This window comes from Thiocapsa sp. C2-2m, from assembly GCF_041903745.1.
Classification (GTDB): Bacteria; Pseudomonadota; Gammaproteobacteria; order Chromatiales; family Chromatiaceae; genus Thiocapsa; species Thiocapsa roseilacustris.
Genome location: NZ_JBBWVD010000015.1, coordinates 64,789 through 90,344, shown reverse-complemented (window position 1 = coordinate 90,344; position 25,556 = coordinate 64,789). Strand labels below are relative to the sequence as shown.

The window sequence follows — 25,556 nt, the reverse complement described above, 5'->3', positions numbered from 1 at the left end:
AGCACCGAACTTAATCGTTGTCGTTGTCGTTGTCGTAATCGACAACGACAAGCGAAGTCCACCCACCACGATGCAGACCATCCGAAGATCGATGGCGCCTTCTCCGCAAGTCGCCTAGACCTCGGGGTCTTCAGCCGGCGCTCGCTCCGACGCCAGCAGGGTACCGATCCCGTCTTCGTGGAAGAGGATGCGCGAGCGGATACCGGAGACTCGTGTTTCGATCTCGTGCAATTGGTCATCGTGGGTCATCCGACGCACCTCCAAGGCGCGACGCTCGTCGCGCAAGCGAGCCAGGCGCTCGTCCTCCTCGCGCAGCCACTTCTCGAGCGACTTCATCTCCCGTCTCGCCTCGCGAGCGCCCTTCCCGTCCTCCGAACGCTCCGCGCGCGACCAGAAGCCGCCGCCGGAGGGCCGAGGGGTCTCGCCGCGATCCGCGTCCCGGCCGTCGGCAATCCGCTTCAGCTCGGCCATCCGCGCGCGGGCCGATGCCAGCCCGCTCTCGGCCGATCCGATCTTCCCGGTCACGGTCTCGATGGCGTCCTTGAGACGATAACCCGCCTCGCGCAGCGTCCCGGCCTCCGCCGTGGCTCGCATCTCCAGCTCGCGCAGACGCGTCAGCTCGTCGCGCATCCCGGCGAGACGCTCCAGACGCTCCTCTCGACGGCGGCGGGCCGCGAGCTCGGCAACCTCGACGCGATGGCGATGAAGCCGCTGCACATTGGCCTGACGCAGCTCCTCCTCGCGCTGAGCATGGCGGATCTCCATCTCCTTCTCCCGCAGACGCCGGTCCTCGCGCGCGAGCTCGATGGAGCGCTCGAAGGCGGCCATGCGCTCGCGCAGGTCCTCCTCGTCGTGGGCCTTCTGCAACGCCCAGGACTCGCGCGCCTGCTGCAGCTCATGATCGAGCTCGGCGCGTCGATGATGATGCTTCGCGCGCGTCTCGTCGGCCAACTGCGCGCGCAGCTCGCCGGCGCGCAGACGCTGCTCGTTCTCGTAGGCCGCCACCTCGATCTCGCGGCGGCGGCGGACCAGATCCAGCTCCTGATCGAGGTTCTCGCGACGACGCTCGATCAGGGTCTCGGCGAACGACTCGTCCGCCAGGCGCATCCGCATCGGCTCGGCGGCCGCCAACCGTGCCTGCTGCTCCGCGAAGTGACCCTCTGGATCCTGCTCGTAGCCTTGCCATAGACGCGCGAACTCGACCGGACTCAGGCGCTGCACGGGATCCTCCGGACAGGCGAAGCCGGGGATTCCGGACAAGGCGCCATCGAGATACTTTCGATACTGGTACTGCAAGGCTTCGCTGAAATAGGCCCGCACCGCGGCCGGCTCGAACAACTTCAGCGCGATCAGCGAGAAGAAGAGGATGGCCAGTGCCGCCTGCGCAAAGCCGTCGACCGTCTCGAAATGCGGCACGCCCGCCTCGTCCGGACTCATCCGCAGCGCCTGCAAGGCCTTGGAGCGCGCGGCGAAGGTCAACCGCGGGGGCAGATCCTCGGGCTGCGCCGCGGCCACCTCGGCGCGGATGCGGTCCATGCGCTCCTGCTGCTCCAGACGGATGCGTTGGAGCTCGTCCATGCGCGCACGCAGGCGCTCTTCTTGGTCCGCGATCGTCTGCGCGACCTCGGCGATGCGCCGATCGATCTCCGCCTGCTTCTCGGCCAGCGCGGCGACGAGCGTATTCGCCCGGGCGTCCCATTTGCGCGCCTCCGGCCCATAGCCCTCCGGACGGTCGCCGCGTCCGTGGATCTCGTCGCCGAGGCGCTCTTGTGCGGCGGCCAGCTCGGCGCGCAGCACCGTGATCTCCGGGGTGTACTCGGCCGCGATCCGGTCACGGCGTTGCCGCTCGGCATCGAGCGAACGGCTCAGACGCTCGACCTCCTCCTCCAAGGGAGCGATCAGCCCGCCGTAGCGTGCCTCGACCTCTTGGGCACGCACGGCGACCTGGGCCGTGAAGGCCGCATCGCGCTCGGCGTAATACTGCTCGACCAAGCGCTGGTGATAGCTCTCGATGTCGTCGGCGCGGATTAGCTTGGCCAGAAATGGCGCGGTTACATAGAGCGAGACCGCCACGATCAACACCCGTACCAGCAGACCGAAGAACCAACGTGTGCCGGCGCCGCGCCCCTCAAGCCGAGCGTCTCGCAGACCACCCCGGGCGCGTGTCGGCCGCTCGGACATGACCAGGGAGGCGTCGACGATCCAGATGACCGCGAACATGAGCACGAACATAAAGAGACCGGCGACCGGCCGGAGCCAGGCCGCGGCCTGCGGGACGATCGAGGCCCCGACGAAGCCCCAGACGATGCCTTCGATGCTGGCCATCAAAAGGATGATGACCCAGGCAAAACCGAGCCAGACCGCAACGGCCGGCGTGACGAGGCTGTCGCCGTAAGGACGCAGCCGCAACCTATTCAACGAAGGGACCTTGAAAAAGCGTCGAGATCGCCGCCCGAGATCCATGTTCCTACCCTCCCTTCACGAGTGCGAGCACCGCAATCGAGACAGGATAAACCATCGGTGGCCGCCGACCGACAGGATGTGCGGATGCGAGCGCTCCCCCCGCCCGGCCCGACGCTGCGTCTAACCGGTGAAGGCAAAAAGAAGCATGCTCGGACGGTCTCGGAATCTCTGCACTGCTCCACTCGTCACGAAAACCCGCTTCCGATCATGTCAAGCGGCCGCGAAAGCTGCTGAAATAGGCGCATGCCGCAGCCTCTCAGGGCGAATCCCCCTTAGGACGCAAATGGAGGCCGAATCTTCACCGCGGAGCAGATCCGCGTTGAGAATCATTTGCAATTAGAGTCGCGCTGGACTAGTATTATCATCAGACAGGATGCCTGCCGGTCGAGCCATTGCAGCGCCACGCGATAGGCCCATCCAGCCGATACATCCAGACGTTCAACACACCCAGCGAGCGCCGTGCCGCCTTGAGACTCGGCGACACCTCCGGGTTCCGGAGACCTTGAGAATTGGAGAATCAACAATGTTCGGTCAACACGGCCACCCAAACCCCATCCGCCATGAGCCCCTGACGACGCGCGGCCCAACCGTGAAAGGATTTCCACTCATGATGGCCGATGAAGGTGCCCGCGTGAGAATCGTCGCACTGCATGGCGGCAAAGGGTTGACGACACGTCTGACGGAGCTCGGCCTGAACGTCGGATCCGAGCTCGCTGTCGTGCAACGCCAAGGCGGCGGACTCCTGGTTGCCCGCGGCGAGGCGCGCATCGCGCTCGGCGGCGGAATGGCCGCCAAGATCCAGGTCGCGCCCCTCACCTGACAGCGCAACCCCGACCGGACCGCCGGGAGACCGGCCTCACTCGATCTTCTGTGATGTATCAGCACTCATGACCACCCTCAGAGACATGAAGTCCGGCGATCACGGCCGAGTCCAGGGCTTTGACGCCGGCGCGCCGGCCTATCGCCGCAAGCTCCTTTCGATGGGATTGACCCCCGGTGCAGAGATCCAGGTGATTCGGGTCGCCCCGCTTGGCGATCCCGTGGAGGTTCGGGTACGCGGCTGCTCGATCAGCCTGCGCAAGGATGAGGCGGCCGCCCTGCTGGTGGAGGCCCTGTCGTGAGCAACCCCCCGAACGGAACCCTCGGCGAGACCGGGAAGACGACCATGAGCAAACCCTTGACCATCGGCGTGGTCGGCAATCCAAACTGCGGCAAGACGACACTTTTCAACGCCTTGACCGGATCGCGTCAGCGCGTCGGCAACTGGCCGGGCGTGACCGTGGAGCGCAAGATCGGGCGTTATCGTTTCGAGGGGGCCATTGTTCATCTCGTCGACCTGCCAGGCACCTATTCGCTGGATGTCTCGGATCACGATCTCTCGCTCGACGAGCGCATCGCACGCGACTTCATCCACGATCGCGAGGCGGATCTCGTCCTCAACATCCTGGATGCGACCAACCTCGAGCGGAATCTCTATCTCACCACTCAACTGATCGAGATGGGCCGCCCCCTGGTCGTGGCACTCAACATGATGGACGTGGCACGCGAGCGGGGCATGAAGATCGACGTCGCAGCCCTCGCGAAGCGTCTGGGCTGTCCGGTCGTCCCTATCTCGGCGGCCACCGGCGAGGGCATCGCGGAGCTCAAGCACGTCCTGCTCGAGAGCCAAGCGGCCCATCCGATCCCGCAGGTCGAGATCCCCTATCAGCCGTTGCTCGAGAAGGCGATCGCCGCGCTCGTACCGCGGGTCACGGCAATCGCCCGCGACAACGGCGACTCGCCACGCTGGCTTGCCGCCCGTCTGCTCGAGGGCGACGATTTGGCGCAGCACCTGGTCGGCGACCGGGTGACCCGAGCCGAGGTCCGCGCGCTCCTCGGCGATCAGGCCGAGGACATCGACATCCTTGTCGCCGACGCCCGCTACAGCTTTGCACACGCGATGACGCAAGCATCGGTGACGCAGGTCGGCGCGGTCTCGCGCAATCTCTCCGATCGCATCGATCGCGTCATGCTCAACCGCATGCTCGGCATCCCGATCTTCCTGGTCGTGATGTATCTGATGTTCATGTTCACCATCAACATCGGCGGGGCCTTCATCGACGTCTTCGACCAGGCCGCCGGCACGCTCTTCGTGGACGGGACGGCGCATGTCCTCGCCGGTCTGGGTGCGCCCGCATGGCTGATCCTGTTGCTGGCCGACGGCATCGGCGGCGGCATCCAGGTGGTGGCGACCTTTATCCCCATCATCGCTTTCCTCTACATCTTCATGTCGATCCTCGAGGACTCCGGCTACATGGCCCGCGCCGCCTTCGTCATGGATCGCTTCATGCGCGCCGTCGGTCTGCCGGGCAAGTCGTTCGTGCCGCTGCTGGTCGGCTTTGGCTGCAATGTACCGGCGATCATGGCCGCGCGGACCTTGGAGAACCAACGCGACCGGACGTTGACGGTGCTGATGGCGCCCTTCATGTCCTGCGGTGCGCGTCTGCCGGTCTATGTGCTCTTCGCCGCGGCATTCTTCCCGGTCGGCGGCCAGAACATCGTCTTCGGACTCTATCTCATCGGGATCGCGGTCGCGGTGCTGACCGGCTTGGTCATGAAGAGCACCCTGCTCAAGGGCGACGCCACACCCTTCATCATGGAGCTGCCGCCCTATCATCTGCCGACAATCAAAGGCGTCGCCTTGCGCACGCTCGATCGTACCGGCGGATTCGTCGTCCGGGCGGGTCAGGTCATCGTCCCCATGGTGCTGGTGCTCAACGTTATGAACAGCGTCGGCACGGACGGCTCCTTCGGCAACGAAAACAGCGACAAGTCCGTCCTCGCCGAGGTCGGTCGCACACTCTCGCCCGCGTTCGCGCCCATGGGTCTGGACGCCGAGAACTGGCCGGCTACCGTCGGCATCTTCACCGGCATCCTGGCCAAGGAGGCCGTGGTCGGCACCCTGGATGCGACCTACTCGGCCCTCGCGGTCGCGGATGCCGGCGAGACCGAAGAGGAGGCGCCCTTCGATCTGAAGGCCGGTCTGCTCGGCGCCTTGGCGACGATTCCCGCGAACCTCGCCGATGCACTCGGCAGTTGGGAGGACCCGATGGGCTTGAACGTCGGTGACCTGACCGACACGGCTGCCGTAGCCGAGTCTCAAGCGATCACCACGGGCACCTTCGGGGCCATGGCATCGCGCTTCGACGGGGCCGCCGGCGCCTTCGCCTATCTGCTCTTTATCCTGCTCTATGCACCCTGTGTCGCGGCGATTGCGGCCATCTATCGCGAGACCTCGCCGGGCTGGGCGGTCTTCACGGTGCTCTGGACGACCGGGCTCGGCTATATCGTCGCCACCGTCTTCTATCAGAGCGCCATCTTCGCGCGCGATCCGACCAGCTCGGCGGCCTGGATTGCCGGCATGCTGGCCCTCTTCGCCGCAGTCGTGATCGGGATGCGGATCAGTGCAGAGCGCGGAGGGCCGAGACCGACCGGTTTGGTCCGCGAGGGTGCATGACAACCGGTTCGAGTCGACGCCATCGACCCCACGTCGTCAAGGAGATGTAGCATGATTCTCTCGGAGCTCTCTGGTTATCTCGAGCAGCACCGCCGGGTCGGCTTGATGGACTTGGCCTATCGCTTCGAATCCAGTCCGGATGCATTGCGCGGCATGCTCGACATCTTGGAGCGAAAGGGCCGTGTTCGTCGGATCACGGGCGCCGTCGGATGCACGTCCGGATGCAGCAAATGCGACCCGGCGACGGTCGAGACCTATGAGTGGATCGGCGAGGGGTCTCGGGCGGAGTCCTGATGTCGGGGGGGAGGAGTCATCCGTGGTCTGTGATGGGTTCTCGGTTAGTAACGTGTCGGAAATAAGTTGCCCACCGACTCTAATCGTTGTAATTGGCGGGCCTTGATCGTTATTGCGTACGGTGGCGTGCGCGCGGCCTTGGTCATCGTTTCATGCAGGCATCTTGGGTTCCCCGACCGGACGCGAGACTTCGTCCCGGGTACGCCGACTTTAGTCGGCACCCCTGGGGAGACCGACCTGGCGGGAGGCGGACTTAAGTCCGCCGCGCGGGAGCGCTCGGGCGACTGAAGTCGCCCGTCCCCAGTTGCCGACTAAAGTCGGCGTACCCGGGCGGTCGCTCTCGGCAACCTGGTTACGGCCGATGTGGTCGGAGTGATGAACTAGAACGCGTTGTCGACAACGACAACGACAACGACAACGACAACGACAACGAGAATCGAGGCAAAGGTATTCTCTCGTCGAGTCGTTTTACTTATTTTTGAACCGTTCCTTATCAGCTCTCAGCTAACAGCTAACAGCTAACAGCTCGGACTCGATCACTGACGGGATGCCTATGCAAACACACGACATCAGCGACTGGGGTCATAGCCACGACTTCGCGACCGCCGACCAAGCGGATGCCGAGCGTCGCACGCGCTGGGTCGTCGGTCTCACGCTTGCGGCCATGTGCGTGGAGTTGGTCGCCGGCTGGATGACCGGCTCGATGGCCCTGCTGGCGGACGGCTGGCACATGGGCAGTCACGCTGCGGCGCTCGGTATCGCCGCCTATGCTTATGCCTTCGCGCGACAGCGCGGGACGGATCGACACTTCACCTTCGGGACCGGCAAGGTCTCCTCGCTCGCAGGCTATACAAGCGCGCTGCTGCTGGCCGCCGGCGCCCTTTGGATGCTGTACGAGTCACTGAGCCGCCTCGTCGATCCGGTCGAGATCCGCTACGAGGAGGCGATGATCGTCGCTGTCTTCGGTCTGGCCGTGAACCTGCTCAGCGCTTGGTTATTGGGCCACTCCGGACATGAGCATCATCATCACGGTCACGATCGTTCGCATTCGCACGAGTACCATCCTGCAAACGCCGATCATGCACATGACCAACATCGGCACGACCATCATCCCGGGCTTGCCGACATCCAGGATCACAACCTCAAGGCGGCCTATCTGCATGTCATCGCCGATGCCCTGACCTCCGTCCTGGCGTTGGTCGCATTGGCGCTGGGCATGCTCTACGGTTGGGCCTTCATGGATCCGCTGATGGGAATCGTCGGCGCCGCCCTTGTCGGCCGCTGGGCTTGGGGGCTCGCTCGCGAGAGCGCACAGGTGCTTTTGGACGCAGGCGACAACGGCCCGATCGAACAGGAGATACGCCGCCGCATCGAGACCGATTCCGACAACCAGGTCGCGGATCTGCACGTCTGGAGGATCGCACCGGCCGGGCGCGCCTGCATCCTATCACTCGTCACCCACCACCCGCGCCCGGTCGAGCACTACCGCGGTCTGCTCTCCGGCATGCCCGACCTGCTCCATATCACGGTCGAGGTCAATCAGTGCAGACAGTCGGGATGCGGGGCAGCGCTTGAGGAAAGCCCCCGAATCACCTAATCCAACTCCCGGCGTAGGATGGGTAGAGCGCAGCGAAACCCATCCTCCACGCTCCGACATCGCCGGACTGGAATCCGTAGAGCGTAGCGAAACCCATCAGGGAATACGCAGCAAGCCGCCCCGATCATCCGGCTGCTCCGGTGCCGGCGGCTTAGGCTTCGGGAGTTGCTGCAAGGTCAACGCAACATCCTGGCTGAAATCGCCCAGGGTTTCGCTCATCGCCGCGATGAGTGCACCCTCGTCCTTCGGCTCGGCCAGCGGGTGACGGTAGCGCGTTTCCTCGACGCGTAGGACCTGATCCGTGCGGTGCTCAAGCACGATCCAGCGCGCCCGGAGCACGGCGTATCCGTCGGGGGTCCCTTCGAAGGCGAGCACGTCGGCCGTCACCCGAAAGTCCAATGGATAGCGGACCTCGTTGGGAAAGGCGAAAACGCTGGTCGTGCCCAACAAGGCGGACATGTTCTCGATCCAGACCCGCAGGAAGTCGTCCTGGATGGTCCCGCCCCAGCGATGGAACTCGTCGATGGCCAGCCGATTGCCGGCATCGCGCGTCACGATCTGCGGTCGGTCGAGAAAGTCAGGAAAGTTGACCGGACCAAGCCCGACGCCCGGCGCCGTGCTCTGCGCCGTGCTTTGCGAACCACCCGATGCGGGCATCGCACGCATCGGCGTCAGGGTGTAGAAGCTCGACGGCGGCGAGGTCGCACAGCCCGCCGAGACCAGGACGGCGACCGCGACCACAACCACGGGGGCCAACCCAAATCCACGCACCTTCATCGACCTCCTCCTTTGCCCCTCAGCAGGGCTTCCGGGTGACGCTCCAGATAGTCCGTCAGATCTCGCAGCGATCGTGCCGCACCCGAGACCTCGTTGAGCGAGCGTCGCAGCTCGACGGAAATGGGCGAGCCCTCCTCGATCATCCCGCGCACACCCCGCAAGGTCGCAGTGGTCTGCCGCAATGTCTCGGCGAGCTCGGGCGCAATGCCGGTGTTGAGCTGCGCGGCCAGCGCACGAATCTCGGCCAGCGCTTGCTCAAGCTCCACAATACCCTGTTTGAGCGCCGCGGAGCTCAGGATCTCGCTCGCTCCGGCGAGCGTGTCGGTCAAATCCTTTCCGATCCGATCGAATGGAAAGGCTTCGAGTCGGTCGAGGATCGCGGTGACCTTGTTGGTCAGCGCCTCAAGCGAGCCCGGGACGGTCGGCAGCACCTCGTAATCGCCCTCTTTCGCAAGCACCTCGGGCGCAGCCTCCGGATAGAAATCGAGCTCGACATAGAGCTGGCCCGTAATGAGGCTGCCCGACTTGAGCTGAGCCCGCAGCCCCTTGGCGACCAGCTGCCTGATCATACCCGTCTCGTCGAGCGCGCCTCGGTCACCGCGAACCGCGATCCGCTCGGGCTCCACCTCGATCAGGACCGGGATGTGAAACTGCAGGTCCTCGATGCTGAGCTGGAGCTGGATATCGAGAACCTTCCCGATCGCGATCCCGCGCAGCATGACGGGTGCGCCGACGGTCAAACCGCGCACCGAGCCATCGAAGTAGAGGAGATAGCGCTCTTTGTGCAGATAGATCTTCTCATGGGCGCTGTCGCGGCTCGCATAGAGCGGAAAGACATGACCCGCGCCCGGAGGCTCGCCCGGCGCATCGATGGTATCCGGCGTGTCGAAGGCCACGCCGCCGATCAAGACCGCCATCAGTGACTCGGTATCCACCGTCACGCCGACGGCGCTCAACGAAACATCGATCCCGCTGGCGTTCCAAAACCGTGTGCTCGTCGATACCAAGCGATCATGCGGCGAAAAGACAAAGAGGTCGATGCCGACCGCCTCCCCATCGTCGTCGAGCGAGAAGCCTGCAACCTGCCCGACCTGAATCTGGCGGTAATAGACCGGGGCGCCGACGTTCAACGACCCCAAGGTCGGCGAGCGCAACGAGAAGCGTGTCCCCGCCTCCGAGGTCGTAAACAGCGGCGGCTCCTCGAGACCTTTGAACTGAAACACTTCCTTGCCGTCGCGCACCGGATCGATCGCGATGAAGGACCCCGACAGCAAGGTTTCCAGACCCGAGACACCGCTGGCGGTCACGCGCGGGCGCTCGACCCAGAAGCGCGTCTTCTCGGTGAGAAACTGATCCGAGCCATGCTTGAGCTCGGCGGTCACAACGACGCTATTCAGGTCCGCACTCACGTCGATGGAGGTGACCTGGCCGATGTCCACATCCTTGAATTTGACCTTCGTGTTCCCGGCTTCCAGCCCCGACGCCGTCCGGAACTCGATCTTGACCGTCGGCCCCCGCTCGGCGTAGGTCTTGGCCGCCAGCCAGACCCCGATCAACAGGGCTACGATCGGGATCAGCCAGACGAGCGAAACACCGCTGCGACCCTTGACGATCGCCGCAGGCACGCCCTCAAGGGGATCCTGCAAGGGTGGCCCCGAACCGGCGTTCTCGATCTCCGACATGTCCCTGCTCCAGTGCATCCCAGATCAACCTGGGATCAAACGACATGGCCGCGAGCATGGTCAAGACCACGACCGCGCAAAAAAAGATGGCGCCGAGCTCCGCTTGGACGCTCGCGATGTTCCCGAGCCGCACCAGGGCGACCAGGATCGTGACCACATAGACATCGACCATGGACCAGCGCCCGATCGTCTCGACGACCCGATAGAGGCGGGTCCGTTCACGCGGCCGCCACGCGGAGCGCCGTTGCACCGACACGAGAAGGAAGATCAAGATCAACAGCTTCAGGAGCGGAACGAAGATGCTTGCCGTAAAGATCACAAGGGCCAGAGGCCACATCCCGTGATCCAACATGAAAGACACCCCGGTGAAGATGGTATCCGATTGGCTACGTCCGAGCGACGTCACCGACATGATCGGCAAGACGTTCGCCGGGATGTAGCAGAGGATCGCCGCAATCAAGAGCGCCCAAGTGCGTTGCAGGCTTTGGGGTTTGCGCCGATGCAGCACGTCGGTGCAGCGTGGACAGCGCAGACGAACGCCGTCGCGCACGGCCTCGGAGGGACGAACCACCAGCTCGCAGACGTCGCAGGAGACCTGGTCCTCGCCGTGGCGTAGCGGGCGCGCGCGCGCACCCGTGACGGGCACGCGTGACCAGACCAAATCCGGGTCCAGGGCCGCCTGCGCCGCCGCCAGGACAAAGATGAGCGCGACGAGCGCGAAGAGCGATGCCCCCGGAACGATCGACGCCATGTCGGCGAGCTTCACCACCGCCACCAGGATTCCGACCATGAAGACGTCCATCATCCCCCAGGGGACCAGGGTCCGAACCCATCGAAAGAGCGTCGGCAACCAGGGCGGCATCCGATTCAGGGTCAGCGGAACCAGGACGATCAGCAAGAGCGCCAACTGCAGGCCGGGCGCCAGGATGCTGGTAAAGAGCACCACTGCGGCGATCGGCCAATCGCCCGCTTGATAAAGATCGACCACTCCCGTGATCAGCGTCGTCTGCGTCCCCCTGCCCTGCATCTCGAACGACAGAAAGGGGAAGCTGTTGGCGACGATGAAAAGGACGAGCCCGGCGATCGTGAGTGCCAGAGTTCGGTTCAGGCTATCCGGCCGATTGCGGTGCATGACACCGCCGCAGCGCACACACTGCGCCGATCCGCTCGGCGGCACCTCCGGGATGCGCTGGAGCAGACCGCATTCCAGACATGCGGTTAGCGAGTCTTGGGCCATGGTGCTCGGTCGTCTGTTCGGTGGTCCGTGCGAATCGGGGCTGGATCGGTCGGGTTCCGCGCGCGGGGCAAGCAACCCCGCGAAGAAGCGACATGCTGTCGGTATACTAAACCGCGTCCAGAGCGAAATGCGTCATTTTCGTGTTGTGTCGAGCTCAAGGATTTTTCCGACCTTTATGGAGACGCGGTTTAAAATTTAATATTTTTAATACTTTAAAACGCGCCAGCTCCAACAGTTGTCGGAGCTGGCGCGGCCAAGTCAATCCAACAAACAACGGATACCGCACCAGGCGCGGTTGAAGGTGCATCGGCAACAATGATCGCGGACTTGCGCAAGATCGGACCCAAACAACTGCAGCACATGGCAAATCTGACGCGCCTTAACCCATGACCCGAATCGATTTCTACAGCCTGGACGCCGACAGCGGCGGCGATCGTTTCCTCCTCGTCTGTCGCCTCGTCGAGCGTATCCGCGCGACCGGCGCGCGCGTGCTGATCCACTGCCCCGACCCCGGACAAGCCCAACATCTGGATCGTCTGCTCTGGACCTTCCGCGACGACAGCTTCCTGCCCCACGGACGGGTCGGTCAAACCGACCTCGAGTTGACCCCCGTCCTCATCAGCGGCGACGGCTCGCCCGACAGCGAAGACCAGGTCTTGATCAACCTCTCGAGCGAGGTCCCGGAGTTCTTCGGCCGCTTCGAGCGCCTCTGCGAGCCCATCGACCACGACCCCGCCGCCCGCCTCGCCGGACGCGAGCGCTTCCGCTACTACCGCGATCGCGGCTACCCCCTGGAGCATCACCAGATTCGGCTCTGACCCACCCCGCCAAATCTGCGCAATCCAGTGGCGTAGGATGGGTAGAGCGCAGCGAAACCCATCCTCCAAGCTACAATGTTGACGGACTGGAATCGGTCGAGCGCAGCGAAATCCATCCTCCCCGCGCCGCCGCCAAGCCAGGCTTGCGCACTCACTCCAGCCGACCCGCCCCGGTCGTTCTTCACTCCGTCTGCAGACTGGACCGAGACCAACAAACCGCACGACGAAGAAGCCCGGCCACGCCGGCTCACCAAGCCCGATGCAGATCGAAGGCCGCCGATGCGCGAGCGAATCGCCAAAGCCGATAGGCCCCGAGCGCAAAGGCCGCTGTCCCGAGCGCCGTCAGGACCTGCTCCAACCAATGCATAAAGAGTGTATCCGGCGAGGCCATCGCGATCGGCGGCAGCGCGAAGACCATCGCCAGATTCACCCCGAAGAGCAGCGCCGCATCCTTGCGGCCGAGCCGCAGCGCACTCGCAATCAAGGCAAGACTCAACATCAGGTTGGCGAGGCTGGTCAGCCCCAGCAGCGGCAAGAACCAGCCCCTCGGGATCCCCATTCCAAGCGTGCGCAGGACCACGGCAGCGACGACGACCAGGATGACGGCAGCAACCCCATACCGGATCCACGCACCCTCGCCCCACCCCCGAAGCCGCAGCAAGACACCCAGAGCCGCCCCCGCCAGCAGCGCGAATCCCGGTGGGTTGAAGAGCGCAAGCGGCAAGGTCAGCTCGGACACGGGGATGGGCCTCGACGAATCAGGAGCGAATCAGGGGGTTGACGCGTCGGTAATTCCGACTATATTCGTCAGTGAGAGCGCAGCTAATGTGCTCATAAAAATAACCAATCCACCAAAGGCCAAGGATAATCACGATGACCCAAACCGCCGTCCGCACCCAGACGCCGCCGAAACACCGCCCTCTCCCCGTCGACGAGGACGGGTTCCTGATCGACCCGACGGATTGGAACGCCGGCATGGCCCGTGTCATGGCTGAGCTCGACGAGATCGGGCCGCTCGGCTCCGACCATTGGTCAATCATCTACTATCTGCGCGAGCACCGCATGACCTACGGCGCCATCCCGCCGGTGTCGCAGATCTGCCGCACGCACGGTATGGAGCGCGACGCCGTCCATCGGCTCTTCGGCTCCTGTCGCCAGGCGTGGCGGATCGCGGGGCTCCCGCATCCGGGTGATGAAGCCTTGAGCTATATGAGCTAAACCGCGTCTGGAGCGGTATGCATCGTTTTCGCACTGGATCGGCTACAGCAAACACCATGTGCGTCGGAGCTGACGCGGTTTTGAGCTGATTTCCGGGATAAGGAACGACCGGCATGTAGGGGCGAATTCATTCGCCCCTACGGTCTTTAGAGGTCTTCCAGGCATGCGAAATCGGGGGGTATTCCAGGAGATCGCCTGTAATCGTGCTCGCAACCGTTTTATGCCTCGCCGCTCCGACCTACGCTACCGATAGACCTTCCACCCGCTGAAATCCGCGCGGCAGCAGACGCCCGCGGCGTCCGCGCTCCCCTTGATAGACATCCAGATCGGCCGGCTTCAAGGTCAGCGTCCGTTTCCCGGAGAGCAACACCAGACTCCCACCTTCCGGGACCACGGCGAGCGCAATGACCAGCTCCTCCCGTACCGCAACGCGGGCCGAGGGGATGCCGATGATCTTGTTGCCCTTGCCCCGCGGCATCTCGGGAAGCTCCGAGACCGGGAACAGCAGCAGATGGCCCGCGGTGGTCACGGCCGCAAGCCTGGCGCCGTCCAAGCCGCCCTCCTCCCCGGTCAAGGCGAGCGGCGCCAAGACCTCAGCGCTCTTGGGCAGGCTCAGCACCGCCTTGCCGGCCTTGGCCTTGGCGTAGAGGTCCTCCAACCGGGCGATGAATCCGTATCCGGCATCCGACGCCATCAGCACGCGGCCCTCGGGCGCATCACCCAGCACCGCCACGAAACGCGCGCCGGCCGGTGGATCCAGTCGCCCGGTCAAAGGCTCGCCCTGCCCCCGCGCCGAGGGCAACGTGTGGGCCGGTAAGGAATAGCTGCGCCCGGTCGAATCGAGAAAGACGACGGCCTGACTGCTGCGCACCCGCACCGCCATGAGGAACCGGTCCCCGGAGCGGTAGCTCAGTCCGGCCGGATCGACCTCGTGCCCCTTGGCCGCGCGCACCCAGCCCTTCTCCGACAGAACCACGGTCACCGGCTCGCTCGGGGTCAGATCAATCTCGTCGATGGCCGCAGCGCTGGCACGTGCGACCAGAGGCGAGCGCCGCGGGTCGCCGTGCTTCTCGGCATCGGCCGTGATCTCCTCTGAGATCAGCCGCTTGAGCGCAGACTCATCGCCCAGGATGGCTTGCAGCCCATCGCGCTCCTCGGCCAGCTCCGCCTGCTCGGCGCGGATCTTCATCTCTTCCAGACGCGCGAGCTGACGCAGCCGGGTGTTCAACACATAATCTGCTTGGGCCTCCGAGAGCGCGAACCGCTCCATGAGCACCGGCTTGGGCTCGTCCTCCGTACGGACGATGCGGATCACCTCGTCGATGTTGAGAAAGGCGATCAGCAGGCCGTCCAAGAGGTGCAGACGCTCGAGGACCTTGTCCAGACGATGTTGCGAGCGCCGCCGGACCGTCTCGGTCCGGTAGATCACCCACTCGACGAGGATGTCGCGCAGGGTCATGACCCGCGGCCGGCCATTGAGCGCGATCACGTTCATATTGACCCGGTAGCTACGCTCTAGGTCGGTCGTTGCGAAGAGGTGCGACATCAGCCGGTCGACATCGACGCGATTCGAACGCGGCACAATCACCAATCGCGTCGGAAACTCATGATCGGACTCGTCGCGAAAGTCCTCGATCATCGGCAGCTTCTTGGCGTTGAACTGCTGCGCGATCTGCTCAAGCACACGGCTGCCGGAGACCTGATACGGCAAGGCCGTGATCACGATCTCGCCACGTTCGACCTCGTAGACGGCACGCTGCTTCAGACTCCCGCCGCCGGTCTGGTAGATCTTCGCGAGATCCTCGCGCGGGGTGACGATCTCGCCCGCGGTCGGAAAATCCGGCCCCGGCACGAAGCGCATCAGGTCCTCGAGGGTCGCGTCCGGATGATCGAGCAGATAGATGCAGGCACGGGCGACCTCGCGGAGGTTGTGCGAGGGGATGTCGGTCGCCATCCCGACCGCGATCCCGGTCGCCCCGTTGAGCAGCAGGTTCGGCAGACGCGCCGGCAGCAGCTTGGGCTCCTCGAGCGTCCCGTCGAAGTTGGGCTGCCAGTCGACCGTCCCCTGATCGACCTCGGCGAGCAGCAGATCCGCGTAGGGTGTAAGGCGCGACTCGGTATAGCGCATCGCCGCGAACGACTTGGGATCGTCCGGCGAGCCCCAGTTGCCCTGCCCGTCCACCAGCGGATAGCGATAGCTGAAGGGCTGCGCCATCAGCACCATCGCCTCGTAACAGGCCGAATCCCCGTGCGGATGGAACTTGCCCAGCACGTCGCCGACGGTGCGCGCGGATTTCTTGAACTTGGCCGCCGCCGAGAGCCCGAGCTCCGACATGGCGTAGAGGATGCGCCGCTGCACGGGCTTGAGCCCATCGCCCACATGGGGCAGCGCGCGGTCGAGGATGACGTACATGGAATAGTCCAGATACGCCTTTTCGGTGAAATCCTTCAGCGGCAGGCGCTCGAGGCCCTCCGCGTTGTAGGTCGTGGTGTCCGTCATGCCGTCGTCTTGCGCTCACTGAATCCGCGGTCGCGCATGATGCGGCAAGATGCGGCTCGGGACAAACCCGAGCCTTGGGACTGGAAGGGTGCCTTGCAGTCCGGAGTTGCCGCAGACTAAACTTGGTCACTCAAACTTAGCTAACGAAGGTGCAGCGATGGCCCTCCAAGTCAACATCCACGAGGCGAAGACGCAACTCTCCAAGATCATCGCCCGGGCTTGTCGCGGAGAGGAGATCGTCATCGCCAGGGCCGGTCAACCGCTCGTGCGGTTGACCCCGGTCGAGCGACAGCCGAGCGGTCGGCGCTTCGGCGCGCTGCAGGGAAAGGCGAAGGTGGATGACCGATTTTTCGACCCGCTGCCGGAGGATGAGCTGCGCGCTTGGGAATAGCCGAGATGCGGCTCCTGCTCGACACCCACGCCCTGCTGTGGTGGCTGGACGGCGATGCGCATCTGTCGTTGCCGGCGCGCGAAGCGATCGCAGACCAGCACACGGTTGTCCTGGTCAGCGCTGCTTCGGCGTGGGAAATCGCCACCAAGGTGCGCATCGGAAAGCTGCCGGGAGCCATTCACGTCATCGAGCACCTTCCCGAGATCCTCGATGCCCAGGACTTTTTCCATCTTCCCGTCGGTATGGACCACGCCCGGCGTGCCGGCCTGATGCCCGGCACACACCGCGACCCGTTTGACCGGATGCTGATTGCCCAGGCGCAGATCGAAGGGTTGACCCTGGTCAGCAACGAGGTACTGTTCGATGCCTTCGGCGTCGCGCGATTGTGGTAGTCGCCGTTGTGCTGACGTTAGCCTTGCGGCCGGCATGACCGATCCGAAGGCCCGGCACGGCGCCGGCAGCCTTGATGGCCTCGACGGCGGGCATGAGCGCCTGCGCCTGTTCATCGTTCCAGAGCCCGGTGCGATTGGGCGTGATGCGCCCTTCCGGAGACACCGCGGTCGCCTCGACGATGACCAGACCGGCGCCGCCGCGTGCGAGACCGGCGATCGCCGAGGACCGTGGGACCGTAGGATGCGGTGACGATAGGAACCGCATCACGTGCCCACGGCGGGCCGGGAATCCCCGCGGACGATGCAGTGCCGGCAGGAACCGCGCTGGCCTCGTCATTCCCCGCCATCGACATCGGTGTCGGGGTCACCGGCCCAATCCGCGGGATAAAGGCCGCGGCGCACATCCCGATGGAAACTTGAGTAAGGCCAGTCCTGGACCCGTTTCGCCCAACCGTGTTTAACCGGATTCCAGTGGATGTAATCGACATGCCGAGCGGCAACAGCAGGGCATCGAGCTGGAGCAGGGCGTCGTCCAGACGCCTGGCGGTTGCCCCCGCCAAGGGAATCGTCAGACCCTGCGCCCCCACCTCGTCGCCCCGATACAGACGCAGGCGCACAGCCCAGCCGAGGGCGAACAGGTTGTCCGGATCCGCCTCCCAAGCGGCCATGAAACCGGCCAACGCCTCATCGACTCGACCGAGATGAAACAGCGCCATGGCCCTGTTGTTGCGCGCAGAGAGGATCTCCAGGCCGTCGAGTCACCGGAAAACCCGGCGTCACCATCCCCAATGCGCGCAAATGCCGCGCCGCGCGATCCGCCAGCAGGACATGCCCCAGTCGTAATGCAAAGGCGAGCAGCCCCCCTGGGCCTGAACACTGTTGGGTCGACGCTCGGCCCATTCGAACGCGGCAAGCCCCGCCGCACGGATCCCCTCGCTGCGCTCCAATGCCTCGACCCGAAGGCGTCTGAGTCCGCCATGATCAGGACATCGGTGAACCAGCGGTTTGAGCCGTTGGACCGCTTTGGCTTTGACATCGCGCCCGACGCGCCGCGCGAGCTCCGGTCATCGGGCCAAGGGCCATCCTCTTCGATCTTGGCAACACCCGCTTTGCCGATCGTCTGGCGGATCAGTGGCGCGGCCTCCGCGCGATCGAAACAGGCGGCGATCGATCCCGAGAAGAGCTCGATCCGGTCGGTCCAGTTCAATACCGACTTGAAGCCGGTACCTTTGCTGCCGATCATGCGCGGTGGGCGCTCGCGGTCCGTTTCCGCCTGCTTTGCACTATCGTTTAGTGTACATAGAGCGCGGAACCCACGATCAGTGAAAGGTGCACCTTCGTTTGCGATAATGAGATTCCCGTCATCGATACGGATAACAACTCCGCCCTGACGCTCGTCATCGGAAAGTGCATCCTCCACATTTTGCAAAAGCTCCAGAATCGGGCGCTTTGCGTATTCGCGGCGTTCCTTTAGGCGATTTCTGCAAACTTCCATACCCGTAGGTTGTGCTGACGATAGGAAGCACAACTTGCTCCTACGTTTGGTTGTGCCTCGCACGGCTCGGCACAACCTACGCCCTGCAGCAGTTGCAGATCACGCCATCGGTTCCTCTTCCCGGCGGATGGCTGCGGACGACGAGTGGCCGAACTCCTGTCGGTGGCATCAGCATATCTGACTACCGACACTGCGATCGCTTGACCCAGATAGTCAGGGGAAAACCGGCGATGACGCGGCGGGCGCATAGGTTCCGGCGGCCGATGGATCAATCAAGCAAACCCGTAGGTGGGGGTAAAAGTGGGGGTAAATTCCACCTAAGCACACCACAACGAAAAAAGGCTTAGCACTGATTGGTGCTAAGCCTTTGTTCTACTTGGCGCGCCCGGAAGGATTCGAACCTCCGACCACCTGGTTCGTAGCCAGGTACTCTATCCAGCTGAGCTACGGGCGCTTTGATTATGGCGCTCCATCCGTGGAGGCTCTATCCAGTCCGGCATGCCTGCGGACTGATTGACCAGCGGTGAGGGCGTTGTCGTCGTCACCATCGAGCCGCGTATCTTCCGGATCTGGGCGATGGTTGTCAAGTGCCTCGATCACGCCTCGATTCCTAAGCCCGTTCATTCCGAGGCCGACAGGCTCTTAAACCGCGCCCAGTGCGGTATGTGATGTTTTTGGATGGGATCGGCCCCGTCGGATTTCAGAACCGCTGGAGCCGGCGCGGTTTAAAGTATTAAAAAATATAAAATTTTAAACCGCGTCCCCCGCTAAGGGTCGTGGATTCACCAAACTTCGAACTCACTCGAAAGTGAGCATCTCGCTCTGGACGCGGTTTAGGACAGACCTCAAGAACGAAAAGGCGGCTCCTGCAACGCGCGGTGCGGACTCACCTTGCGACCTTGCGACCTTGCTGGCAGGCAACCCTGGTGTCGCGGACATCGAGAGCGAAGGCTGTCCATGACAAGCCACCGGGTTGGCTGCAACCGAAGCTAAGGCGATCTCCGCAAACTTCCATACCCGTAGGTTGTGCTGACGATAGGAGGCACAACTTGCGCCGACGGTTGGTTGTGCCTCGCACGGCTCGGCACAACCTACGCCCTTGGCATGAAGGTTTCCGGAATCCGCAAACTTCCATACCCGTAGGTTGTGCTGACGATAGGAAGCACAACTTGCGCCGACGGTTGGTTGTGCCTCGCACGGCTCGGCACAACCTACGCCCTTGGCAGGTTTCCGGAGTTCGCCTAAAACCAGCGGACGTCGCCGGTAAGCCGAGTCTCCACGAACAATCCGTTCGGCCGAAGCGCAGGCGCGGCCGGGCTCACTGCCAACAGTCATCCTCATCGGCGGAACCACGCACACCCGTGTTGGTGAGAGTCAGCTCATGGCAGCGTGAGTAATTCGCTTGATCGTTCGTTGCGGTGGCGGTGAGCACATAGCACTGGTCGGCATCGCTGCAACCGTCAGGTGTACCCCTCGAAATAGTATAATAGGTTTGACTTCCTTCACTCGGTCTCGGCGACGTCGCGAGATTGCATTCGTCCGCGAAGTCATCGTCGGCCGGATACGCGTTCTCCGTCGTGTAGCGCCGCTCCATACATTGCGCCGCCTCGAGCAAGACCCCCATGGCATCCGCCGTCCGAGCCTTTCGGACGTGGTCGATGTAGGAGGGATAGGCAATCATCGACAAGATGCCGATGATGGCGACGACGATCATGAGCTCGATCAGGGTAAAGCCGGGGCTCCCGGGCGGGTGATCGGTCACGGCTGGCTCCTAAGTGGTCCGTTGGATGTCACGCGGCGCCCTCGCCTCGCGACAGCGCGCCGAGAATCGAATGGCCTGCGGCACGCGAATCCGTGCATGGAGGCAGCCGAGATTGCTTGAACCCGATCTGTCGGGATGTTGGAGCGCCGGGGCTCGCATTGCAGTCCACGAACGCTTCCCCCCCCCGCAATGATCCCTGCCGACAGCACATCGTCCGCCCCGCTCTATCGCAATTGTCGCCAGGACTGACGACCGATTGCGCCGGCTTCGTTCTTGCTGATGACGATCAGGTTACGGCCACCGTAAAGGTAGTCGATACCTCCATCGGCCGAGCGCACGACGGTCAACTCCTCACCCTGGCTTCCGCCGATCCCACTCACGATCCTGTCGTCGGTCAGCTCACGGTCTTGTTGGTCGAATTTGCCGTCCCCGTTCAAATCGAACACGTCATATCCGGTCCGTCCGCCGGATGCGAGGTCAATGTCCATGACGAAGCCCCCTCGGGAGGTCCCGCATGGGTCCGGATCCGGGATGAGCGTCGTGAAGCGGACTCGATCCTGCTTCGTTCCGGAGGGGAAAGTCGGCGCGCTGACGACGCGCTCGCCTGCTTCCGTTCCGAGATCGAGATACCAGCCAAGCTCATGTCCTTCGAGCGCATTGTCGGAAACCTCACGGACCGCGACCGTCGTATCGTTATAGATGACGCGACCTTCCCAGGTGATCTCTTGCTCCAACAAGTCATCCCGCCCGGGGATGCTTGTCTTGGCGTCGGCGTCGATGAGCCCGTAGATGGTCTGGACCTGAGGATCCTCGATCAGTGCGTCATCCGACCTGAAGTAGCTTCCGGTGCCGAAGGTCACGATGATGGCGTCGCTACCCGGATATGCGGCGATGTTCGGTCCGGCAGTGATGGGTTGAGGCGTGCCCGATGGATCCATGGCGCGAAAGAGCGAACTTGCGTCGCCCAAGCTTTGTCCTTTGCTCTTGGAGACATCGAACCGCCAGAGATGGCCTTGTAGGTCCCCTGCATAGATCAAACTGGCTTGCAAGTCACTCTTCGGCCAGTCGGTCGACTGGGTCGCAGCCAAGCCGTTCGGTGAATCGGCATCGCCGGCACCGGTGTCGATCTTCGCCAAAATGGCCCCGTCGGAAAGGCTGACGACGAAGAGGATGGCGCGTTGGGTGGCGCTGTTGTAGCCGTTCCCGAAGACGGCCGCCCAGTCTCCGTTGCGCATGCGCACGATCTCGGGTTGGCCGACGTTGTAGCCGAGATCGTCATCGGTCAGCTCCCATAAGACATTGCCGGCTCCGAAGCTCGTCGGGTCTGTCACATCCAGTGCAAACACGCTGCGGCCGCCGGCTCCAAGGGTACCGACGAGGATGGTTTTCCAGGCTCCTCCAACATAGGCGTCGCCGATCGCAGGTACCCCGTCGAGATAGTAGCGGTGGGCGTAGTTGCGGTCCATGAGCGAGGTGATCGGGGCGTGCTGCGCGCCCGGGACGGGCAGCAAGTGCTCGGATGGCATATAGGCGAAAAGCTCGACTCCGTCCTCTGCGTCAAAGGCGTGCAGCATCCCGTCGTTGGCGCCGACGTAGAGGACCTCCGGACGGTTGCGATAGGCATCGGATGACCGAAAGCTGTCGTAAGATGCGCCTTCTCCTTCGAGTAACCGGTATCCGTAGTCCGGCGTTCCAACGAACTGCGGATTGGAATAGACGACGTCGCCAAGCAGACGGAGGGTTCCCGAGCCGGAGCGGCTGCGGAGGCCGCTCTGCTCGTTGCCTCTAAGCCAGGCGATCCGCGCGCTCCCGCGATTGTCCCGGGTGCCGTCCGGGGCGTAATTCAGCGCCTGCTTCTGGGTCGCGCTCAGGTTCTCCCAAACCAATTCCACGGCGTCGCCACTGGGCGACAGGCTTGTAAAGATCTTCCGCGTGGTTGTCGGAAGAAGTGACTCGGCATTCCAGATGGGATCATCCTCCCGAGCACCGTTCTCGCCCAGGGCATAGGCCTTGACCTCTCCCGACCAGTCCGTGCTGCGAAAACCCGCGACGAAGAGCCGCGTATCCGATTGCAGGACCGCCGAACTGGCCGATGCGGCGGTCGCCGAGGTCTCGAGCCGAGCGGCGATGTCGTCCAGGACATCGATGAAGCGATCACCCAGCTCCGAGGGCACCGCGACATTGACCAACGTGCCGCGACTGTTGATTGTGGCATGCCAAAGGTCGTCGACATGCACCGGGTTCCGATCGCTGAAGCTCGTCGGCCAGGTCGGGGGATGGGCGAACGGGTCGGCGGTTGCATCCGCGTCGATATTGAAGATGGTCCCGGTTGTTCCGAGGGTCAGCGCAAAGAGGTTGACATGGAGGTTCTTGTTGCAATCCAGCCAGGGGTCGGGATCGGCGTTGTTGCAGGCTACCGGGACCGGAACCAGGCCCGCAGCCAAGCCGGTACGCGGATTGGTTGCATAGAGTTCCATGGCGATGTCGGCCATGGTGTTGGAGACCGAATCCGCAAAGGGGCTCCCGAATGATCCGTCGCGATTGCCGACCCCTGCGCCGGTCCAATTGTTGGCATAGCCGTCGGTCAAGAGGACGCCGAAGTTCATTTGGCAGGCTTCTTGGATCGGCGCGTTTCCATCCGTGCGCTTGAATTGAGTCCGCATATGATTGACGGCTTCCCGGTTCGGCGTGCCGCCCGAATTCAGATCTTCATAAATCTGCTTGAAGAAGGCCGTTCGTTGAGTCGTATTGGAAAGATCGCGAATCGTCAGATTTTCCGGGAACTTCGCCAGGCCGTTGTTGCCCGCCACACTATTGATTTGGTAAGCCCCGATGCGGAAGCCCTCGATATCTTTGAAGGCGAAGCCGATCGCCCCGCGGGCCGAGGCGTGGCGCTTACGGTAATAGGTAAACCAGTTGGCGAAGTTCTGGATCGCCGCGTCGTAGGCGGCTTGTGACACGAAGTTGCCGCGGCGGATCTCGTAACGGGTCATGGTCGAGCCGTCGGGGGCCAAGCCATCGTCGGAGGTGGCGCTTGGCTTGTAACCGAAGCCCTCGGGAGGAGGCGCACCAGGGGAGAGGAAGAAGGTCGCCGGGTAGAAGGAGATGGGCACACCCCTTACCGAGTCTATCGCGCGGTCGGTCGACAATGTTTTCCATTCCTTCGGGTTGTTCCAATCGTAGAATCGGGTCCCTGCGGGAATCACCATGCCAGGAAACATACGGAAGATATGGTTATCGTCAGTTCGCTCGCGCAGTGCCGTCAGATTATAGGTTTCGGTCCCGCGCGCTGGATCCGTCTTGGCAGCGGCCGGGTTGGAATTCGCGAAGCTATAGCCGCCCTGATCGGGCCAAGGCGTGTAGGTTCGGCTTGGGTCGAAGTAGGCGGCGTTGTACTCGGGCGAGCGCGTAAACGCGTACGCACCGATCGGCGGCACCGCGTAATGGTCGTTGCTGCTGTCGGTGTAGGCCCGTCTGCCGCTGCCCAGACCGCTGCCGTTGGGGAAGAGATAGACGAATTTTTTCCAAGTGCCGTCCGCGGAGCCGACGCGGTTGAAGTTGATGACGCCGGTTTCACGCTGCCCGTCGACATTCCAGCCGGTAAATGAATTGTCATTCGTGTTCCACCAGAGCGCGCCATCATTGGTCTGCATCAAGACCTCGGAGTCCATGGAGCCCGAGTCGTCGACCGCCAGGATGAGTGCAGGGATGACGGGGGGCATCACGAACAGCGGGGTGTTGGCGATGGCGATCTCCGCGCGTACTGCAGTGGTGCCGCCCGGGGCCAAGCCAATCAGGGTCAAGCCAATACCGAGGACGAGTGCACCAAGCCTCGACATCCGCGGCGTCGTCGGTCTTCTGTTCCTTTGGCGTGTCATGTCTATTCTCTGCATCGAGCGAAAGGTTGCGAAGCGTCTCCGGCGCGTGGCCGGGCCGGCCGCCACTGCATCAAGGCGGCTCCAAAACAGACTGCAGGACCACGACGGCCGTGTGCGTGCCGCCCTCGCCACGCGCGGTGACCGGGTAGGCATAGCGCCACTGCGGCGGCAGGGTAATCCCGACGCGGACCTGGCGCGGCGGGTCGGCGTAATAGACCGGGTCATGCGGCACTTGGGGGCGATCGAATTCCTCGACGCTGCCGGTCGGCTCCGGCGTTTCTCCGTCCCAACCGGCTGGATTGATAAGCCTCGTACTGGCGGCCGGTGCTCCGCCGAGCGATGCATCCTCGCCGGCACGCAGCGCCGCCTCGGCGGCCTGAAAGGCGAGGTTGCGGTCCCTTGCGTTGCCCGCCATGCGTTCCTGCATGATCGTCGAATGCATCGCCGTGACGCCGACGATGCTCATCACGAGTATGAACATCAGTGCGACGATCAGGACCACGCCCTTCTGTCGGTGGATGCGGCGGGTTTCGGACCGGTTCATAGGCGTTCTCACGGCAGTCGATTCCGGATCGCAATGGTGGTGGTCAGGGCTCGGCGCAGACGACGGTCGTCAGGCTCCAACTCCTCGCCATTGAAGACGATGGAACGCGGACTCTCGACCAGATTGTCTTCCGGACTGACCAGAAGGAGGTTGATGCGCACGGCGACGACGCGTCCCCAAGCATCCGCGTCCTCCACCTCTTCTGCGGTCATATAGTTGTCGAGTGCACGGGTGCCGATTCCGAAAAGGATCTGCATATTCTCGACACCTTGGAGGATCTCCTGAGGATCCTCGCCTCCGAGCCGACGCCACAGACCCCGGCACGGCTCGGTGCAGTCGGCGGCTTGGGATTCAGCGATGAAAAAGGTCGTTTCCCTGTACGACATGACGTCGGCGCCTATCGTGTAGGTCTTGGAGAGCTCGTTGGGTTCGTTCCGGTTGCTGGCGTGAGCGACCGTGATTCCCATTTCGTTCGGATCCTTGGAAACATTCGTCGCCCGGAAGATATCGACGCCCGCGCAATCGGAGATGATGAGGATGTCGCCGGCCTCCCAGTCGTCCGCATTAAGATCGATCTTGGCATTGGCGTTCTTTACCTTCTCGGCATCCAGTCGGGCCATGGGACCGCCGCCGCGGACAACCAGAACGTCGGTACCCGAGGCCATTAGGTCAGCGACATCCTCATCGACGTCGATTTGAATGAAGGATTTATGAAAATCTTCAGGTTCAATGCCTAGGGGCGGTTTATCGACAATGATATTGACTGGAAGCGAATTATCCAACCGCGCACACCCCACAAACCCCGCCATCCGCACCGTGCGCCCCAACAGCTCCACGGCATACCGACCGTTTTCCTGCGACCGGGCGAGTGCCTCGACGACGCGATAGGTCTGTTTGCTGCCCAGATAGACGCTGAGGATTCCGGCCATCAGAAAGAGACCGAGGGCGAGCGCAACCAGGATCTCGACCATCGTCAAGCCCGCTTGCCGAAACGATGCGTTCATACGCGGCG

Annotated in this window: 21 protein-coding genes, 1 tRNA gene and 1 pseudogene; 9 read left to right on the top strand and 14 right to left on the bottom strand. The window is 63.4% G+C overall.

Annotation, left to right across the window (positions count from 1 at the left end):
* Positions 1-114: 114 nt before the first annotated feature.
* On the bottom strand, positions 115-2,418 hold the full coding sequence (locus AADX97_RS13300; RefSeq protein WP_374233799.1) for a DUF4407 domain-containing protein: 2,304 nt from the start codon (positions 2,416-2,418) through the stop codon (positions 115-117).
* 652 nt (positions 2,419-3,070) lie between these two features.
* On the opposite strand from AADX97_RS13300, the gene AADX97_RS13295 reads away from it, so the two are divergent.
* From AADX97_RS13295 to dmeF, 5 genes are all read left to right on the top strand, one after another.
* Complete coding sequence (locus AADX97_RS13295) at positions 3,071-3,283, top strand: ferrous iron transport protein A (protein ID WP_374233798.1); 213 nt, start codon at positions 3,071-3,073, stop codon at positions 3,281-3,283.
* A gap of 67 nt (positions 3,284-3,350) precedes the next feature.
* Positions 3,351-3,584, top strand: a complete 234-nt coding sequence (locus tag AADX97_RS13290; protein ID WP_374233797.1) for a ferrous iron transport protein A — start codon at positions 3,351-3,353, stop codon at positions 3,582-3,584.
* 44 nt (positions 3,585-3,628) lie between these two features.
* Positions 3,629-5,959, top strand: a complete 2,331-nt coding sequence (feoB, locus tag AADX97_RS13285) for a Fe(2+) transporter permease subunit FeoB (RefSeq protein WP_374233852.1) — start codon at positions 3,629-3,631, stop codon at positions 5,957-5,959.
* Positions 5,960-6,010: 51 nt separating this feature from the next.
* Positions 6,011-6,253 (top strand): FeoC-like transcriptional regulator, encoded by a 243-nt coding sequence (locus AADX97_RS13280; protein WP_374233796.1) that lies wholly within the window; start codon positions 6,011-6,013, stop codon positions 6,251-6,253.
* A gap of 553 nt (positions 6,254-6,806) precedes the next feature.
* Positions 6,807-7,850: a CDF family Co(II)/Ni(II) efflux transporter DmeF gene (gene dmeF, locus AADX97_RS13275; RefSeq protein ID WP_374233851.1), complete on the top strand. Its 1,044-nt coding sequence runs from the start codon at positions 6,807-6,809 to the stop codon at positions 7,848-7,850.
* A 96-nt stretch (positions 7,851-7,946) separates the two neighbouring features.
* On the opposite strand, the gene AADX97_RS13270 is transcribed toward dmeF, so the two are convergent.
* The 3 genes from AADX97_RS13270 to AADX97_RS13260 are packed head-to-tail and all read right to left on the bottom strand — an operon-like array spanning position 7,947 to position 11,546.
* Positions 7,947-8,627: a membrane integrity-associated transporter subunit PqiC gene (locus AADX97_RS13270; protein WP_374233795.1), complete on the bottom strand. Its 681-nt coding sequence runs from the start codon at positions 8,625-8,627 to the stop codon at positions 7,947-7,949.
* The gene (locus AADX97_RS13265) at positions 8,624-10,309 is read right to left on the bottom strand and encodes an intermembrane transport protein PqiB (protein ID WP_374233794.1); all 1,686 of its coding nucleotides are present in this window, start codon (positions 10,307-10,309) and stop codon (positions 8,624-8,626) included. Before AADX97_RS13265 ends, AADX97_RS13270 begins: the two co-directional genes overlap by 4 nt.
* Positions 10,257-11,546, bottom strand: a complete 1,290-nt coding sequence (locus AADX97_RS13260) for a paraquat-inducible protein A (RefSeq protein WP_374233793.1) — start codon at positions 11,544-11,546, stop codon at positions 10,257-10,259. The genes AADX97_RS13265 and AADX97_RS13260 overlap by 53 nt, the downstream gene beginning before the upstream one ends.
* 386 nt (positions 11,547-11,932) lie before the next feature.
* Here AADX97_RS13260 and AADX97_RS13255 point away from each other — a divergent pair, with 386 nt between their 5' ends.
* Positions 11,933-12,364 carry a DNA polymerase III subunit chi gene (locus AADX97_RS13255; RefSeq protein ID WP_374233792.1) on the top strand — a complete coding sequence of 144 codons (432 nt, stop codon included), beginning with the start codon at positions 11,933-11,935 and terminating at the stop codon, positions 12,362-12,364.
* A gap of 247 nt (positions 12,365-12,611) precedes the next feature.
* On the opposite strand, the gene AADX97_RS13250 is transcribed toward AADX97_RS13255, so the two are convergent.
* Positions 12,612-13,103, bottom strand: a complete 492-nt coding sequence (locus AADX97_RS13250) for a hypothetical protein (protein WP_374233791.1) — start codon at positions 13,101-13,103, stop codon at positions 12,612-12,614.
* 134 nt (positions 13,104-13,237) lie between these two features.
* On the opposite strand from AADX97_RS13250, the gene AADX97_RS13245 reads away from it, so the two are divergent.
* A complete protein-coding gene (locus tag AADX97_RS13245) occupies positions 13,238-13,582 on the top strand; it encodes a TusE/DsrC/DsvC family sulfur relay protein (protein WP_374233790.1) in 345 nt (114 codons plus the stop codon).
* A gap of 238 nt (positions 13,583-13,820) precedes the next feature.
* On the opposite strand, the gene parC is transcribed toward AADX97_RS13245, so the two are convergent.
* A complete protein-coding gene (gene parC, locus AADX97_RS13240) occupies positions 13,821-16,082 on the bottom strand; it encodes a DNA topoisomerase IV subunit A (RefSeq protein ID WP_374233789.1) in 2,262 nt (753 codons plus the stop codon).
* A 157-nt stretch (positions 16,083-16,239) separates the two neighbouring features.
* Between parC and AADX97_RS13235 the strand changes: the two genes are divergently transcribed.
* Together AADX97_RS13235 and AADX97_RS13230 are read left to right on the top strand one after the other, a co-directional pair.
* Positions 16,240-16,473: a type II toxin-antitoxin system Phd/YefM family antitoxin gene (locus tag AADX97_RS13235; RefSeq protein WP_374233787.1), complete on the top strand. Its 234-nt coding sequence runs from the start codon at positions 16,240-16,242 to the stop codon at positions 16,471-16,473.
* A gap of 5 nt (positions 16,474-16,478) precedes the next feature.
* Positions 16,479-16,865: a type II toxin-antitoxin system VapC family toxin gene (locus tag AADX97_RS13230; RefSeq protein ID WP_374233785.1), complete on the top strand. Its 387-nt coding sequence runs from the start codon at positions 16,479-16,481 to the stop codon at positions 16,863-16,865.
* Here AADX97_RS13230 and AADX97_RS13225 read toward each other — a convergent pair.
* From AADX97_RS13225 to AADX97_RS13190, 8 genes and pseudogenes are all read right to left on the bottom strand, one after another.
* Positions 16,816-17,130 (bottom strand): hypothetical protein, encoded by a 315-nt coding sequence (locus tag AADX97_RS13225; protein WP_374233850.1) that lies wholly within the window; start codon positions 17,128-17,130, stop codon positions 16,816-16,818. The genes AADX97_RS13230 and AADX97_RS13225 overlap by 50 nt on opposite strands.
* A gap of 68 nt (positions 17,131-17,198) precedes the next feature.
* Positions 17,199-17,360 (bottom strand): annotated as a pseudogene (locus AADX97_RS13220) (transposase); the annotation flags it as partial.
* A 73-nt stretch (positions 17,361-17,433) separates the two neighbouring features.
* Positions 17,434-18,360 (bottom strand): sacsin N-terminal ATP-binding-like domain-containing protein, encoded by a 927-nt coding sequence (locus AADX97_RS13215; RefSeq protein WP_374233783.1) that lies wholly within the window; start codon positions 18,358-18,360, stop codon positions 17,434-17,436.
* Between the two features lie 377 nt (positions 18,361-18,737).
* A tRNA-Arg gene (locus AADX97_RS13210) sits at positions 18,738-18,814 on the bottom strand.
* Between the two features lie 864 nt (positions 18,815-19,678).
* The gene (locus tag AADX97_RS13205) at positions 19,679-20,122 is read right to left on the bottom strand and encodes a type IV pilin protein (RefSeq protein WP_374233782.1); all 444 of its coding nucleotides are present in this window, start codon (positions 20,120-20,122) and stop codon (positions 19,679-19,681) included.
* 224 nt (positions 20,123-20,346) lie between these two features.
* Positions 20,347-23,961, bottom strand: coding sequence for a pilus assembly protein (locus AADX97_RS13200; protein WP_374233781.1), 3,615 nt, complete (start codon positions 23,959-23,961; stop codon positions 20,347-20,349).
* Between the two features lie 109 nt (positions 23,962-24,070).
* A complete protein-coding gene (locus AADX97_RS13195) occupies positions 24,071-24,544 on the bottom strand; it encodes a PilX N-terminal domain-containing pilus assembly protein (RefSeq protein ID WP_374233780.1) in 474 nt (157 codons plus the stop codon).
* Between the two features lie 8 nt (positions 24,545-24,552).
* Positions 24,553-25,548, bottom strand: coding sequence for a PilW family protein (locus AADX97_RS13190; protein WP_374233779.1), 996 nt, complete (start codon positions 25,546-25,548; stop codon positions 24,553-24,555).
* Between the last annotated feature and the right edge of the window lie 8 nt (positions 25,549-25,556).